The 16559-nt window shown below is 35.7% G+C and carries 17 protein-coding genes; 9 read left to right on the top strand and 8 right to left on the bottom strand.

All coding sequences use genetic code 11. The features are described 5' to 3' along the window. The first annotated feature begins 37 nt into the window (after positions 1-37). Both DDF69_RS21805 and DDF69_RS21800 read left to right on the top strand, forming a co-directional pair. Positions 38-475: a hypothetical protein gene (locus tag DDF69_RS21805; RefSeq protein ID WP_162800986.1), complete on the top strand. Its 438-nt coding sequence runs from the start codon at positions 38-40 to the stop codon at positions 473-475. Positions 476-633: 158 nt separating this feature from the next. Next, complete coding sequence (locus DDF69_RS21800) at positions 634-879, top strand: T9SS type A sorting domain-containing protein (RefSeq protein ID WP_114822629.1); 246 nt, start codon at positions 634-636, stop codon at positions 877-879. Between the two features lie 66 nt (positions 880-945). Here the strand turns inward: DDF69_RS21800 and DDF69_RS21795 are convergent, their stop codons facing one another. Then, entirely contained in the window at positions 946-2112 is a 1167-nt protein-coding gene (locus DDF69_RS21795; RefSeq protein WP_114822628.1) for an iron-containing alcohol dehydrogenase, read from the bottom strand. Between the two features lie 67 nt (positions 2113-2179). Beyond that, positions 2180-3055, bottom strand: coding sequence for an AraC family transcriptional regulator (locus DDF69_RS21790; protein ID WP_114822637.1), 876 nt, complete (start codon positions 3053-3055; stop codon positions 2180-2182). Positions 3056-3295: 240 nt separating this feature from the next. On the opposite strand from DDF69_RS21790, the gene DDF69_RS21785 reads away from it, so the two are divergent. The 4 genes from DDF69_RS21785 to DDF69_RS21770 all read left to right on the top strand — a co-directional run bounded on the left by DDF69_RS21785 (position 3296) and on the right by DDF69_RS21770 (position 6874). Then, positions 3296-3883: a TetR/AcrR family transcriptional regulator gene (locus DDF69_RS21785; protein ID WP_114822627.1), complete on the top strand. Its 588-nt coding sequence runs from the start codon at positions 3296-3298 to the stop codon at positions 3881-3883. A gap of 102 nt (positions 3884-3985) precedes the next feature. Beyond that, entirely contained in the window at positions 3986-4792 is an 807-nt protein-coding gene (locus DDF69_RS21780; protein ID WP_114822626.1) for an SDR family NAD(P)-dependent oxidoreductase, read from the top strand. A 276-nt stretch (positions 4793-5068) separates the two neighbouring features. Continuing rightward, the gene (locus DDF69_RS21775; protein WP_114822625.1) at positions 5069-6367 is read left to right on the top strand and encodes an epoxide hydrolase family protein; all 1299 of its coding nucleotides are present in this window, start codon (positions 5069-5071) and stop codon (positions 6365-6367) included. Between the two features lie 48 nt (positions 6368-6415). Continuing rightward, positions 6416-6874, top strand: coding sequence for an organic hydroperoxide resistance protein (locus DDF69_RS21770; RefSeq protein WP_114822624.1), 459 nt, complete (start codon positions 6416-6418; stop codon positions 6872-6874). A 110-nt stretch (positions 6875-6984) separates the two neighbouring features. Here the strand turns inward: DDF69_RS21770 and DDF69_RS21765 are convergent, their stop codons facing one another. The 3 genes from DDF69_RS21765 to DDF69_RS21755 form a co-directional block, all read right to left on the bottom strand. Next, entirely contained in the window at positions 6985-7554 is a 570-nt protein-coding gene (locus tag DDF69_RS21765) for a hypothetical protein (RefSeq protein WP_114822623.1), read from the bottom strand. Between the two features lie 209 nt (positions 7555-7763). Then, positions 7764-9563, bottom strand: coding sequence for a POTRA domain-containing protein (locus DDF69_RS21760; protein ID WP_114822622.1), 1800 nt, complete (start codon positions 9561-9563; stop codon positions 7764-7766). Positions 9564-9857: 294 nt separating this feature from the next. Then, positions 9858-10265 carry a 5-fold beta-flower protein gene (locus DDF69_RS21755; RefSeq protein WP_114822621.1) on the bottom strand — a complete coding sequence of 136 codons (408 nt, stop codon included), beginning with the start codon at positions 10263-10265 and terminating at the stop codon, positions 9858-9860. Between the two features lie 452 nt (positions 10266-10717). Between DDF69_RS21755 and DDF69_RS21750 the strand changes: the two genes are divergently transcribed. Beyond that, the gene (locus DDF69_RS21750; RefSeq protein ID WP_114822620.1) at positions 10718-11203 is read left to right on the top strand and encodes a hypothetical protein; all 486 of its coding nucleotides are present in this window, start codon (positions 10718-10720) and stop codon (positions 11201-11203) included. A 240-nt stretch (positions 11204-11443) separates the two neighbouring features. Here DDF69_RS21750 and DDF69_RS21745 read toward each other — a convergent pair whose 3' ends face one another. The 3 genes from DDF69_RS21745 to DDF69_RS21735 all read right to left on the bottom strand — a co-directional run bounded on the left by DDF69_RS21745 (position 11444) and on the right by DDF69_RS21735 (position 12675). Beyond that, entirely contained in the window at positions 11444-11668 is a 225-nt protein-coding gene (locus DDF69_RS21745) for a hypothetical protein (protein ID WP_317048662.1), read from the bottom strand. 83 nt (positions 11669-11751) lie between these two features. Further along, positions 11752-12171: a transposase gene (locus tag DDF69_RS21740; RefSeq protein WP_114822618.1), complete on the bottom strand. Its 420-nt coding sequence runs from the start codon at positions 12169-12171 to the stop codon at positions 11752-11754. A 36-nt stretch (positions 12172-12207) separates the two neighbouring features. Further along, a complete protein-coding gene (locus tag DDF69_RS21735) occupies positions 12208-12675 on the bottom strand; it encodes an ABC transporter permease (RefSeq protein ID WP_114822617.1) in 468 nt (155 codons plus the stop codon). Between the two features lie 611 nt (positions 12676-13286). Between DDF69_RS21735 and DDF69_RS21730 the strand changes: the two genes are divergently transcribed. Both DDF69_RS21730 and DDF69_RS21725 read left to right on the top strand, forming a co-directional pair. Then, positions 13287-16271, top strand: a complete 2985-nt coding sequence (locus DDF69_RS21730) for a two-component regulator propeller domain-containing protein (RefSeq protein ID WP_114822616.1) — start codon at positions 13287-13289, stop codon at positions 16269-16271. Then, a partial coding sequence (locus DDF69_RS21725; protein ID WP_162800985.1) for a response regulator transcription factor occupies positions 16264-16559 on the top strand: 296 nt, incomplete at its 3' end. The genes DDF69_RS21730 and DDF69_RS21725, both read left to right, overlap by 8 nt.

The raw sequence follows: 16559 nt of genomic DNA, 5'->3' as shown, positions 1-16559 counted from the left end.
AAGTAAAACATCCAACATTTAAACCTCTATTTTTGTTATGAAAAAGTTACTATCTCTACTCTTCATTACTACTTCATTATTAATTTGGGGCCAGAAAAGCAACACCATACAATTTGCGGTGTACAATGATGCTATTGGAACTGCCAGCATGTTTAACCTTTACAAAAGCAGTATTGAAAAATTAAATGTTTTTAAAACCAAAGCAAGCCTGCCTTCTCGTTTAAAGAAGTTTGACTACCTGGCTGACAACGGTTTAATAGAGATTACTTTTAAAAAAAATGAAGGCTATCCTGATAGTTTGTCGCTGGAAATGATTAATGAGCAGAGCAATCTTCCTAAAGACAGACCTGTGTTTATAGAAGGATATCAATTTAACGACACCACTACTCGGATCTACAGTGAAATGATCACCAACATTGAACTTAAAGATTGTAGCGGATTGCAGTGTATCCATATTTCCACCATAAGAAATTAACCACTGGTTTTTAATCGGGAATTAATTTTACTACAGGGACTATTTCGAAAGGAAATAGTCTCTTTTTTATTTCATTAATTGGGAAAACCATACATAAATATCCATATCACCGGGAATACTCAGTTTTTTTTTCAGATTGTATTCTGGGAACTGCGGATATGAAGGTACAGCCTGAGCTTACATTTTACCCTAATCCTGTGAAAGATTTCTGTTACCTCAAAAGTAAAGAGAAAATAAAGGACATTATGGTTTATGATATGGCTCAAAGAAAGCTTTCTGACCGGAAAAACCTTCATGTCTATGATATACAATTAGATTTTTCAACTTATAGTAAAGGCGTTTACATGATCAGTATTCTTTATGAAAACGATCGTAGGGAAAGCATTAAAATCATGGTTAAATAAATGCAAAAAGAGAACTCGTCTGAGTTCTCTTTTTTGTTGTATTATGAGGTAATCATTTACAAAAAACTAGCCTGCAACCACTTTTTCTGCATATACCACACCTTCATAACAGGCATTGTAAATTGCTTTCAACTCTTCCAAAACAGGCACTCTCGGATTGAAACCTGTACAAGGGTCTGCTAAAGCGTTGGCTGCAATATAATCAAGATTTTTATCCCAATCTTCCCTTGAGATTCCGAAATCTTTGATCGCTGACTGATTGTTGACTTCAGAACGTAAAGTCTCAATAGCCTGAGCCAGTTCTTCGGTAGTTTCCTTCCCAATTACTCTTGCCAGATCAGGATAACGTTCTGTAGCCATAGCATTATAACGGATGACATTCGGAAGGAAAATAGCATTTGAAGCTCCGTGAGGAATTCCATACAATGCTCCTACCTGGTGAGAAAGCGAGTGAACAATACCCAACCATGCGTTGTTGAAGGCTAAACCAGCCATAAATGAGGCATCATGCATATTCTGGCGGACCTGGATATTATTAGGATTTTCTACTGCTTCTTTAAGGTTATCAAAAACAATCTCCAAACCACCTTTAGATAAAGCATCTGCGATATTATTGTCAATATTTGAAACATACGCTTCAACACAATGTGTCAGTGCATCAAGTCCTGTATTGGAGGTCACATGAGCCGGCATTGACGCGCAGATTTCGCCGTCAATAATAGCAATATCTGGTGTCAGTTCGTAAGAAACAACAGGATATTTCACCCCTTTCTCTCTATCGGTAATCACTGCCAGTCCGGTAGTTTCAGTTCCTGTACCACTGGTAGAAGGAATAGCAATAAACTTAGCTTTATTTCTCAAAACCGGAACGGTGAAAGGTTTAATCAAAGCATCAAACTCTACGTCAGGATATTCATAAAACACCCACATAATTTTCGCAGCATCAATGGCGGAACATCCTCCTAAACCGATAATCCAGTCTGGCTGGAAGGTATTCATGATCTCTGCACCTTTAAGACATGTTGCTGATGAAGGATCTTCCTCTACTCCTTCGAAAATCTGTGTTTCGATTCCGGCTTCATTAAGATAAGCTATCGCTTTGTCAAGAGTTCCGCTTTTTCTCATGGAACTTCCTCCTGTTACAATAACTGCTTTTTTTCCTTTGATATTTTTTAATTCATCAAGACTTCCCGCACCGTGGAAGACTTCGCCTGCAATAAATAATTTGCTCATTTTTCTTATCTGATTTTAATGATACAAAATTAGACAAGCCTTCACAAGCCCTGTTATACAAACGAGACTATGCGTTATACATTTGCGCCAGTTCCTGTTGAAGCTCGGTGGGAGTTTCTTTGAGTTTTGCTTTGACAAACTTATTGAGAGCAGATGGAGAATTAAATCCCAGGTCAAAAGCAATTTCCTTGTGGGAAAGATCTGAAAACATCAGCTGACGTTTAATTTCCGTTAAAATACGATTATGGATGGCCTGAATAGCTGTCTCTCCGCAATGCTTTTTGGTGATAGAATTTAATTTTTTAGTGGTAATAGCCAATTCTTCTGCATAATACTGAACAGTTCTGTATTGTTTGTAATGTTCATTCAACAACTTTTTAAACCTTACATACATGGGCTGGTCAGCAGTTTTTTCATGCAAAACGGGATGCAGCCCGTGAATGGATTCAATAAGCCCAAGGAGAACAATTTTAATATAAAATCTGGCCTGTTCCTTCCTGATAAGAGTTGGCTGTTCGTAAATGTCTTGAATGATTGAAGTATTGCGTAAACTTTGTTCAAAGTCTTCCCGCGAAAGCACCGTACAGTTGAGATGTGTAGAAAGATTGACATTATAGGTGCTCAGTTCATTTTTCAGAATATCAGAACAAAACAGTATTTCTTCAAACAGAATAATCTTCCCGATGAGATCTTCGCTGGAATCTGCCACAAAATGTACCTGTTCCGGAAATATCACCGAGATTTTCCCGGCTTTCATCCAATGCATTTTATCTTCAATACAAACCTGAAGTTTTCCCTGTTCTACAATAAAAATACAGAAATGGTCTTTCTTGTGAGGTTGTACATATTGATTCAGATGATCTTTACTCAAATCAAAGACACGGAAAGACAGGTTTTTGTCTTCCGGCTTCTGAATATTTTTTTTAATCTCCAGTTTCTTCATAATTCCTTTTACCACAGCAAATGTAGGATTAAAAAACTTATTGGCTATCAATATAGCACATCAAAATCATACTATCACAGGATGTTGCCCTAAGCATATTCGGATAATGGATTCAATGGTATATTTCACATCTATCAGACCAGGGAGAAGATTATTTTGGTATTTCCTATAAAAAATATCAAATAAAGTTTGTTTTTATGACCAATCGGTCATATATTTGCATCATTATTGAGTAGTATTATGGCCAAAGGCGAAGAAACCAGACAGTTCATTATAGAAAAAGCAGCTCCTATTTTTAATACAAAAGGGATTGCAGCTACTTCTATGAGTGATATTATGGAGGCTACGAAGTTGTCTAAAGGCAGTATGTACGTCCATTTCGAAAATAAAGAGGTATTGGCCTGTGCAGCTGTTGAGCACAATATGAAAATGCTGACGGAAAGACTTCAGAGAGCTTTAAGCCAGTACAAAACTTCTAAAGAGCAGTTATTCGCTTATATTGATTTTTTTAGTGATCCCAACCATCCACCGGTTGCAGGAGGCTGTCCTTTGTTGAATTTCGGAACAGAAGCTGATGATACCAATCCTGTGGTAAAGGAAAAGGTAAACCGTGCCATTCAACAGGGACAGGAATTGCTTTCCGGTATTATAGAAAAAGGAATTTCCAATAAAGAATTCAGGGCAGACTGGAATCCGGCAGATTTTGCAACGGTTTTATTTGCAATGCTTGAAGGCGGTCACCTGATGGCAAGAATGTCCGGTAATAATGATAGAATGGAAGTTATCGCAAGCAATCTGAAAAAAATGATAGAAGAAAACAGGGTGTAATTTTTTTTACCCAAAATATGACCGATCGGTCATTTAAATATAAACATAAAATTTTTTAAAAAATATAATCATAACAATCAAATCAATTAAAAAAACAGAACAATGTCAAAAACAGTTTTAATTACAGGAGCATCAAAAGGTTTTGGAAAAGTATGGGCAGAAGCTTTTTTAGCAAAAGGATACAAAGTGGCAGCAACAGCCAGAAATGTAGAAACACTTAATGATTTAAAAGAAAAATATGGTGATTCCGTATTGCCTTTAACCTTAGATGTAGATAAAAGAGAAGAATCATTATCAGCAGTTCAGAAAGTACACCAACACTTCGGCAGCATTGATATTCTGATCAATAATGCAGGATATGCATTAACGGGTGCGGTGGAAGAAACCAACGAACAGGAAGCAAGAGCACAGTTTGAAACGAATTTCTTTGGAACTTTATGGCTTACACAGGCGGTACTTCCCATCATGAGAGATCAGAAAAGTGGTCATATCATTCAGGTTTCTTCTATTTTAGGATTGGCTACTTTACCAACCATGGGACTTTACAATGCGTCTAAGTTTGCACTGGAAGGCTTAAGTGAAACTTTAGCAACGGAAGTAAAAGGCTTTGGAATCCATGTAACGTTGGTAGAGCCCAATGGCTATGCTTCCAATATCTGGCATACAGGAATTAATACGCAAAGTAATCCGGTTTACGATGGTGTTAAAAAGGCTTTCTCAGAATCTGAAACTTCTTTTGGTGACGTAGCAGCTACAGCTCCGGCATTGATAAAGTTAGCTGAAACTGAAAATCCTCCATTGCGTTTATTGCTGGGAAAAGTAGCGCTTCCTTTTGTAAAACAGAATTACGAGCAGCGTCTTAAAGTCTGGGAAGAATGGAATGATGTATCTGTAGAAGCTCATGGATAACATCAAAAAGAATGTTTTCACAAAATAAGCTCCGTTTTATAGAAGAACGGAGCTTATTTTTTACCCTTTTTTGAGACCAGCAACTCACTCACTTTTCTTAGCAATACTTTTCATCTGCTTCATATTGATGCTGTTTTCCTGTTCGCCTCCTGCAATGTCTGCTTCGCTGTGAAATATGACTACTTGAACAAATTACTCATTTCTCAGGGGCTTCCATGAGCATAAATTTGTCTCATCAAAAAAGAAAAACAGATCTAAAATCTAATACAAAAAGCAATGAAAACAACAATTTCAACCATCCTTTTAGCAGTAACTTTTACTTTAGGTACACCTGCTATTTCTAAAGCACAAAAAAACGAGACTGCTACTCTATCATCAAAAAATGACACCAGTATCCGCCCTTTCCGCATCAGTATTCCGCAATCTCAACTGGATGATCTTAAAAAACGTATTTCTGAAACCCGGTTCCCGGATAAAGAGACCGTGAAAGATGCTTCCCAGGGAATTCAGCTTGAACAGTTAAAAGAACTGATCACCTATTGGGGCAACGGATACGACTGGAGAAAAGTGGAAAATAAGCTGAATGCTCTTCCGCAGTTCGTAACCAATATTGACGGACTTGATATTCAGTTTATCCATGTACGTTCAAAGGAGTCTAATGCAATGCCTGTGATTCTTACTCATGGCTGGCCGGGTTCTCCGCTGGAATTTATCAATGCCATAGATCCTTTAACTGATCCAGTAAAATACGGAGGTAAAGCGAGTGATGCTTTTGATGTAATTATACCGGCTATTCCGGGATATGGTTTTTCAGAAATTCCAACTGAACTGGGCTGGAATCCGGACCGTGTTGCGCTTGCCTGGGATGTACTGATGAAAAGACTCGGCTACAAAAAATATGTTTCTGAAGGGGGTGACCATGGCTCTGTTATCTCTGATGCTTTGGCTAAACAGGCTCCTTCAGGTCTTCTAGGAATTCATCTCACAATGCCTGCAACCATTCCAGCCGAGCTTGTAAAGCCAATCAATGCCGGTGATCCTGCGCCATCAGGACTTTCTGTTTCAGAAGCAAAAGCATACAATGCAATGAGTACATTCTTTGGAAGAAATGCAGCTTATGGAGGAATGATGGTTACCCGTCCACAGACCACAGGATATTTGCTTTCCGATTCTCCAACAGCGTTAGCAGCATTCCTGTACGAAAAGATTGCAGAATGGAGTGAAAGTGATCTTCATCCTGAGAATATCATTGGCCGTGATGCTATCCTTGACGATATTACCCTTTACTGGCTTACCAATACCGGAGCGTCTTCTTCACGCTTCTATTGGGAAAACAACAAGAATAATTTCAGTGCTGAGGCACAGAAGACAAAAGACATTAAAGTTCCTGTAGCTATTTCGGTATTTCCTCACGAAATTTATCAGGCTCCGGAAAGCTGGTCGAAGCAGGCATATCCTACCTTATATTATTATCATAAAGCTTCGAAAGGCGGACATTTTGCAGCCTGGGAACAGCCACAGGTCTTTACAGAAGAGCTTAGAGCAGCTTTCAAAGATTTAAGAAAAAAACTTTAACAATCATAGGATCAATCAACAGAATCGTTTAATCTAAATAATAAAAATATGGAATTAAATACCATTCAGGCAGTAGAAAATACAACCGTTGTCAATATCAGTAAAGTGTTGTATTCCGGGAATGTCATTGTGACCGGAGGCCGTAACGGAGAAGCAAAAAGCAGTGACGGCAAACTTAGTATTGAATTAACCTCTCCCGGTTCAAAGGGAAACGGAACCAATCCGGAACAGCTATTGGCAGCAGGATGGTCGGCATGTTTTATCGGTGCGATGCATTTAGGTGCGGTAAAAATGGGAGTTACCCTTCCTCCGGACTTATCTGTCAATACCTCTGTAGATCTGGCCACCAATGATGATGGATTTTTCCTGCAGGCCCATTTACAGGTACTTTTACCGGGGTTTGCCATAGACGAAGCCAGAAAAGTTGTGGAAACAGCCCATGCAACATGTCCTTATTCAAAAGCGACCCGTGGAAATATTAATGTCAAAATAGATGTAGTAGTTTAGTTTTCAGAGTGTGATTACATTTTGATTATAACCTTCCCTGCCAAAAGCAAGGAAGGTTTCTATTGTCTTGAAATCTGCATGATGCAATTAGCCTGGATACAAAAGTATGTCTATTTAGCAGCTGTCGTAATCTTATTAAATGCATAAGGCACGACTCCGATTCCCAGGGTCAGTAAAACACCAACGAGATCATTCAGGTTGGGAAAATCACTTACATCAAAATAGTTCCAGGTGGCAAAAGTAGTGAGAACACAAGCCAGGCCTACAGAAACCAGCCCGCTTATAAATGCAAGAAAACGGCTTACACTCGTATTAGCTTTTGAGGTATTGGGATCTTCACCGTTGTCAGCTGTTGCGTCAGCGGCCTCCATTGCCTGCTGGCTTTCAGTAGAAGCAGATAAAAAAGCCACTCTTTGTTTTGTTCTTTCTACTTCCATCTGAACATTCGCATCCTTATCCAGAAGAAGATCTTTTAAAGATACTTTATCTTTTTTCAGCTTAAGAAATACAATACATGTAATAAAAAGAAAGAGCAAAATTGGAGAAAAGGCAATCCACTTTTCCGCATCGGTTATAGGAATTGCTTTTGGCACACATGGTGTTTCCCCGGTTGGGTTTGCATACATACCGACAGGCGTAAAAAGTGCTGTCCATAATAAAAGAAAATTCAATGGTTTCATAGGGATTAGTTTTGAAGTTGTTATGATTTCTTGTAAACTGCACCTGAATATACTTTACAGCATACAATGTATTACATCACAAATTTTGTGATTATATAACAACCTGTCAATTACCCAAATGGGTAATATTATATCAAAAATAACCCTGATGTATGGTCTGAAAGACGAAGTGTTTACAAATCGCCGGGCATCTAATTAACTTTCCATTATTAATTTCCAAAATTGACAAAGTGAGGAACATCCGTTGCAAAACTGTTCATTGGTAAAAGATTATTCCTGTTACTGTTAAAATCAAAGACAGAATTATTATCAAAAGGAACACGTGGATAATACATGAAAGAAATCTGAATTCTGTTGAAAACCAGATAGGGATTATTAATTAAAACACCTATTCCGATTTTTGTATTGGCCTTAGTTTTAAACAGTTTATCATCAGGCATTCCGAGCCAGCCCACCGCGGTAGTTAAATAAGGACTGAAATGAAAATTCTTCCAGGTTTTATTAATAAACAATTGCAGCTGATATCTTAATACAATCTTTTTTGTCCCGATATAATCAGAATTATAAACAGGAAATTCGTCTGCGGAAGAAAGGTTGATTCTGTCCTTATACGAGTAGTTATGCTGTGGATTTCCCAATGCCAGTGTTGGAGAGAAGAAATGTCTTGCTTTGGCAAATTTCCAGTCCATAAGATTGGTAAAATAAGTTCCGTCAAAACGAAAAGATTCCCTGTTCCGGCTGTCTTCATTAAAAAACCTTCCAAACTGTGCTTTCACGGTGAAGTAGCCCAATTTGGTAAAACGACCGTACGATGCAGAAATCCCGACGTAGGGGTTCACTTCCTTATTTCTTGATAAGCCTCCGCCAATGATGTTTACGGAATTACCGTAAGCAACATCCTCCGGTAAATCATACTGAAAAATATTCTTCTGAACCGAGAAGTTTCTCTGAATAAATCCAACAGACATCAGGAAACTGTTGTAAGAACTGAAATATTTATACCGGTCAATTCCCGGACTGTCTTTGTACTGATAGTTCTGAAATCTTCCTATAATGGCAATATTGCTGGATACCTTCTCACTGGGATCAGATGAAACCGGAATCTGATACCCACCCCAAATATCTTCGCTGTACACCTTAATCTGAACTTCCGGGAACGTGGTATCCGTTTCTATCGGAAGCAAAACTTTCCGCATAAAATATTCAAATGTAAAACCTCCCGCCCACTTTGTTAAGGGGGAGAAAAAGTCTCTTCTGAGGCTGAAATTAATTCTTTCATTTCTCGAAAAGTCCCGTTCCCCGAGAATCTGGGCGTTGATATAGGTACCAAAAAGATTATAAGTGGTATAGCTTCCCAAGAGGTAATCCTGCTTTTCTTTGGAATCATTTCTGTAAAGGAAATCGAGGGTGTGTCCCAGTCCCAGTACATTCTCTTCAGTCACTCCCAAACCAATTTTACTTCCGGAATAGCTGATTCTCGGCTTCAGACTCCAGGAATCAAGGACCTTTACCACAACATCTACGGAATCTTTACCGGAAGTGCTGTCTGAAACACTGATATTCACTCTGTTGACAAAAGGCATTGTTCTGAGCAAACGTTCAGATTCATAGAGCTTTTGGGCATTGTACTCTTCTCCTTCTTTAAAAAGTAAAAAATTATTGACTGTTGATCTTCTGGTACTGGAATGAAGATGATCCTTTATCCAATCATACCATTTGCCTATTTCCTTACTGTCATTAGAGCCATATCCGAAAGGGTCAATGGTTTCTATCCTGACATTTCTGATAATTTTTTTATCATAAGTCTTTTGCGAAAGTTTTTCAGTATTGGATTTAACAGATGTTGAATCCGGCTCTCTACGAAATATAAGGCGGTGAATGAATTTGGTAACTTTTCTTTTATCAGAAAATTCTTCTATTTTATAATACAGTGAATCTTTTTTCTCCTGTGCATTTAAAAAGAAAAAACCACTTAAAAAGAAAATCAGAGTTAGAGTCGTTCTAGTCATTAGTCATCAAAATTCAATTCAGATTATAGTATCAATTTATACGCCAATAATGCTTAAACAACTACCACATTTAGGAAATTTTTCTATGTACAGCCCACTTTATTTAACAGGCACATTTTTATTATAGTTTCATGTCAGATGAGATCTAACATTGTTTTTACATTCTTGATATTCCAAGTAAGCCCAGAAATACAACTGTATAAATTACAATTTTTAAAAGAAAAAAGTATTTGTTTTATTAATGTATTACATTCAGATTATAAAATAATAAGCTAAAATCATAAAAAGTTCTTTCTACAGCTTGAAAAAGAAATACACCACGGCAACCCATTCTTTTTTAATACCAGGGGCATAGCCAATGGTACTTCGGCTGGCATTTTCAACGGTTCCGTCGTCTTTAATATACCCTAAAACAGAGTGGCTGCTGTTTTCTACTGTTCCGTCTTCCTTTACGTAACCTACTGTGGAGCGGCTTTTGCTTTCAATAGTTCCGTCGTTGCTGATATAGCCAATTGTAGAGCGGCTGCTGTTTTCGATAGTGCCATCACTTCTGATATAGCCCAGGGTGGAATGACTGCTGTTTTCGATCGTTCCGTCACTCTTAATATATCCTATAGTACTTCGGCTGCTTGATTCAATCGTTTGTGAATTCGTCAGTACCATACCTGTTAGAGTGATCATGAAAAGTAGTATTTTTTTCATTTCTTCTTATGTTTAGCCAGTTCTGAGATAAGATTCTCATTTTTCTTTTATCAGTTAAGTTTGAAATGATCTGCCTCTCTATGAAAAGCGTCATTCATCATCTACAACCATCACAATCAAATTACAAGTTACAAAACATTTTTTTTCAATCCTTCTGAGAAATTTTTTATTTCATGAGCTGAGTGATAGGTAGGTATTATAATATACCATTATTTTTAATTGAACTAAATAGCGCTTAATACAAAGACTATCTTTCCATTAATTTTTCAACTGCATCACTCATCAAGTAATATACACAACCTCTCATCATAATACTGTTTTACAATATTTTACGTTTCAATTTATTTACTTTCTTACCATCTATTATATAAAAACCAATTTAAATCATAAAACAACAGCGTGAAGTGCAATCTTTTTTTATTATTTTTACTCATTATAAATAAAAATAGCACATGAAAAAAATACTACTTACTGGATTAGCAGTTATAGGAGGTGTTCTTACAGCAAAAGCTCAGTGTAAACCTGTCACTGCTCTCGCTGAAAGTTTTGATACATGGAAAGATATCAATAAATGCTGGACTGCTCAATCCGGGAAAGCCATGCTGTATGCAAGTGATAAACGAATTATCTTCTATTCTATGAGCAATCCCAGGGAAGATATGTATCTGGTAACGCCGGAAATTAAAGCCGGCACCTATACCCTATCACTTGATCTTTCTGATAATGGCGGAGAAACTACTTTAGAACTTTTCTCAGTAGATCATCCCTCTGATGTAAAAACGTATACTTCTATTACGAGGCCTTCCAAAATAACCGGGGAGAAAAAAACATTTACCGTTTCTTTAAAAAAAGACGCACATTTAGGTTTGAAAGTTATGCTGAATGGAGTTCATCAGGCTGTATATATGGACAACCTGTCTCTACAGGCGAAGAAATAAATTTATAATAAAGCATAATAAATAACAAAGAGCTTACTCCTCGACATACAAGCAAAAAAGCAGATTATTATATTCAGATGTAAAAACTTAGAGTAAGATTTTTACTCTAAGTTTTTCATTTTTAGTTTTTTGCAGAATCGCTGTAGAAAGTCATAAAAGAGTAAAACTGCAGATACTCTTTAAAAATGAGAAAAACATAAACTTATGTACTGTAATTGCTTTATGATAAAAATATGCAGTTTATACTAAAAATATCCTCTTCCACTTTGTAACAGTATTTCTGCTTAATTTAAAATGTTTGGCTAACTGACTATTATTTAATTTATATTTCTTCTGATACTCAAGAATTTCAAAAATGGTTTGTTTATCATAGGATTTGAATTTCTGATTTTCAGATACCCCATCAAAAAATATAATATTATTAATTTTCAAAACATCGGATAAAGACATTGATTCTTTTGACATATAACACTTTATATATTCCAGTTTATCCGGACATTTGGACTCGATGAAATCATGATAAATCCTTTTATAATTAGGACCTGTATTTACTGTTTGTACTTGCTTATCCATTTATTCAGTGTTGATTTGGGAATCCCGTATTGATTAATGATTTCTACAGGAGTCTTTTTTTTATCTGCCAGCAGTTCCAATATAAAGTCTATAATTTCCTTTGTATATAAACTTTTCCTGAACTGAGGCAGTTTTGATTTTACTTCATTTTTATTTTGTCTGCCGACAGGGGCGTATAGAATTAAATGACTGGAATACAGACGAAAAAAGTCATATTTCAATAATTTTGCCCATTTCAGAAGCACATCTGCGTCCAATGATTTCATAGAATACATTTCCAGAATCTCATTTTCCGTTGAATGCAGGAATCTGCAGATCCGGTTCATATCAATCCCCTGTTCATTTACATACTCCCGTACCAAAGTACCAATATGAATGTCTTTCAAATTTTCCATCTTAAACTATTTATTTGTATTCAGAAAGCATCCTTTTTACAGGAAATATGTTCCTGATTTTTCCTTTACTAAATTGTTTGCAATATCTTCAAAGAGCAGCTGGATTTCATCCTCACTGCAGAAAGTGATATCAATATTTCTTCTTAATACTTTCCCTGAAGAATTTGAAAAAAGAATAATGAGATATTTTCGAAAGGTGCGCTCCTGTATTTCTATTCTTACAATCTTTTTTTGTGGCATTTCAAAGACCGGGAATTTTTTCCCACTTGAAATCCATCGATAGCTTTTAATAGAAATTACCTGACCGGAGTTCTCATATTCGAAGATAAACTGGTTTTTTAAAAATCCGTACACGAGTACCAGAAACGCTGTCAGGAAAAATATTCCTATGAAATACGTGTATCCCAAATATCTGAGAACAGAAATACTTAAAAGAAGCAGCGCCAATACAACCAGCTGAACCCCCACATGATAACTTACTCTTTTCTTATTGTTTATTTTCATTGCCCTTCAATTATTAAAATTTTCTCTTCTTATTTATTTTCTATCAATGTCTTTTCTACCTGAACTCCAGAAGCAATAATAACAGGCTAATGCCTCCTACTCAATACTCGTTCTATGCAATAGTCTTTGTAAATGATATCACACTCTTTCAGAAACCCGGGAGTTCCGCTGTTTAAGATGCAATCTTTGCGATTTTAACCATACCTGGTTTTCCTTCACATTTATTTACTCATCGCTTATATTTTGTTTTTTTCAGGTAAAAGTTATTTTAATCCAAAATTTAATCATAAAAATTTATTATTTAATTAAACAAAGGAATTGAAATCACATAAAAGTGAAATATAATCTGAATTTTCAACTAAATTATTTAAGTAAATAATTCACTATAATCATTAAAATAAAGTAATAAATTCATACCGCAAATATCTGATAACATTGATAAAACATAAAATAATTACTGTAAAGATAGATGACGGATTCTGTCGTTTTTCATCCGGCTCTTTGTAGTTTATAAATGTCATTTAATTCTTTAAACAATGATTAATTTTTACTACATTTATATGAGCTGAATGAAGTAAACACAAATGCATCAACTACTTTAACTTATACCAATGTTTTTTAAAGCATTCATATTTCTATTACTATTCCAGGCGCAGCTTTGTTATGGCCAGCAAGCTGCCTCGGTATGGTATGACACCGATAACGGCCTTCCTCAGAATAGTGTAAAGGATATTATTAAAGACAAATATGGATTCATATGGCTGAGTACGGAAAACGGCCTGGTGCGTTATGATGGATATAATTTTGTAACATATAATCATCTTAATCTTAAAAACAACCGGTTTTCAGTATTTTTGGGAAATATTGAAAAAGATTCCATTTATAATTTTACGGCTTATACTGAAAACACCGTTTTACTCAACAAAAGAAACGTAAGTATTTTAAATCATCAGAATAATTACGTAAAAAGAGCATTGCACGAAAGCAAGTTATACGGATTATTTGTAAAAAATGGAACTCATGAAAAAACAGATCACAAAGACTTCTTCGTTTATTTTGATACCAGGGATTCCTATCATCTTTTTAAGAATGGAACTATACGATATAACGATAAAACGACAGTCCCGATAAAGGAACTCGACGAGCATTATACAGCCCATACTTTTTGCCTGGGACACACTATCTTTATTATTTCCAGGACATTACAAAAAATCATCAGAATTTCGTCAGGAAAAGTTGATTATTTGGATAGTTCAGAGATTTTCTTCCGGGATAATGTGAAGGTATACTGGAGCCAAATCAACAACCAATGTTTCATTCTTCATGATAATATTTTGTACAAAGTTTCCTATCAGAACAATAGAATCAGTTTAAAAAAGATGTTCCATTATGATCTTAACGAAAACTCTTTAGTTTCCGTGTATCATGATGAAATTAATAATAAAGTATATCTTGGAACATTATCAGACGGGCTGGATGTAGTGAAATTCAATAATTTTCATGTAGCCAACCGGTCTGATAAATCCTATGAAAATATTTTTTATTCCGTACTTCCTTTCGAAAAGGATAAAGTAATTACTTCTTCAGGAGATGTTTACAATGAAAACGGACTGGTAAAACAGTATCATTTTACTACAACAAACAAGTATTTTCTGTTCTATGACAGCCATAAAAATATTCTTGTCCAAAACGGTACTTCATTAGTCCGTTTTTTCAGAGATTCTGATTATTCAAAAAATGAATCTCTGAATTTCACGAAGACAAGACCTTATGTTTTGAATATCCATCCCTATCACGTAATGGTATTCCATCTTCCTTCATTACATTCTGAACTTATCTTCTATAAGGATTCTGACTTTAAAAATCCTTTTTTACAGTTTACAATTCCTAATATTGCAACGACAATACAGGAACTGGGATATCATCAATGGCTGGTAGGGACCAGAGATGCTTTATATGTGATAGAAGCTCCCTCTTTTAGCCCTAAAAAAATATCTGCAGCGCCGTTACATGTAAGAGAAATTACAAAATCAAAGGATGGGAATCTTTGGATAACGACTCAGGGAGATGGTCTTTTTCTATATCAAAACGGGCGGCTTATTAAAATGCCTGAGGATAAAAACGGATATCTTTTATTTTCTCATACGATTCTGGAAGACAAAAAAGGTTTTTTCTGGATCAGCACCAACAACGGATTATTCAAGATCCTAAAAGATAATCTCCTGCAGTATGCAAAGGACAGAAAAGCGTTACCCAACTATTACCGGTATAGCAAAGAAGACGGCTTTACTACCAATGAGTTTAATGGAGGAAGTTCTCCAACAGCTGCAGTTCTTCCCAACGGAAATTTTGTGTTTCCTTCTATCAAAGGTCTGGTATTTTTTGATCCTGAAAAAATAAGAAGCTATTATCCTAAAAATTTCTTTTTGGAACGGGTTGTATTCTATGATTCCAAAAGCAGTATAAAAGAGCGGAAGATCAATCTGGAAAACAATTTTTATAAAGCGGTCATTTTAGTAGATGTTCCTTATTACGCCAACAGAGCTAATTTGGTTATCGACGCCAAATTGAAAGGTTGTAAGAATGAAAACTGGGAAAGGGTGGGCAGTGACGGTAAATATTATATTGCAAATCTGGAGCCGGGCTACTATCAGCTTATAGTGAGAGTATTGGCTTCTCCCGAAGGAAAATATATCTATAAAACAATTAATATCAATGTAAAGTACTTATTTCACCAAACACTCATTTTTAAATTCTTTGTTGTGTTGCTATTGACAATGATTGTATTTACACTTTTTAAAATAAGGATAAAAAGACAGGAACAAAAGAAAAGAGAACTTGAAAAAATCATTGAAATAAGAACACAAAAACTATCAAAAGCAGTATTAAAATTGGAATACACCAAAGAACAGCTCCGAAAAGAGAGCGTACAGCAGAAAAAACTATTGGAGACAATAAGCCATGATATCATTACTCCCATAAAGTATTTATCCATTACAGCCCAAAAGTTGTATGAAACCGATGAACATGACCGCTACATACAAAAGAAATATTTCGAGAGTTTTTACACTTCTTCTGTAGAGTTTTACAATTTCGTGAAAACCCTGAAGGAATACGCTGAGATTTACAACATTTCTGAAAAAAATGAGATCTATAATATTTATGAGGTGGTAGAAACTAAAAAAGCACTTTTTGAGGTTGCGGCTAAAGAACAAAACACCCGGATTATCAACAATATTAAAGATCCTACCTACTCGAAAAACAATCAAAATGTGATCGCTGTTATTATCCATAATCTTATAGACAACGCGGTTAAAAATACCACTAATGGAATCATAGAACTCTCTACTGATGAAGACAGCAGTACTTTTTTTCTGGAGGTAAAAGATACGGGTAAGGGAATGAGCCGGGAACAAATGACCTATTATGAAAAACTTCAGGATAATATTGAAAATGAAAAACTGGTTTTACAAAAATACAGCTTAGGATTACATCTTATTCTTCAGCTTCTTATGATGATCAATGGTAAAATTGAATTTAAAAACAATACCCCAAAGGGAACTGTTGTATCCATTAAAATTAAAAAATATGATTAAGAAAATTATTATTGCAGATGATCATTTTGTAGTAAGATTAGGAACCACCTTAATTCTGGAATCTCACCACAAAGATGTGAAAATTTCCTGCGCAGAATCCTATACGGAACTCACAGACAAACTATATGCAGAGTCGTTTGACCTGCTGATCTTAGATATCAATATGCCGGAAAGCAAATACCTGGGTATGATTGGTGAGATAAAAATAATACAGCCCCATCTTAAAATCCTGGTTTTTTCAGTATATGACAATGATATTGCCGTACAGTATATCATTGAAGGAGCTGA

This window comes from Chryseobacterium sp. KLBC 52 (assembly GCF_003347605.1).
Classification (GTDB): Bacteria; Bacteroidota; Bacteroidia; order Flavobacteriales; family Weeksellaceae; genus Chryseobacterium.
Note: the sequence above shows the minus strand (reverse complement) of the source record. Positions and strands in the feature narration are given on the sequence as shown.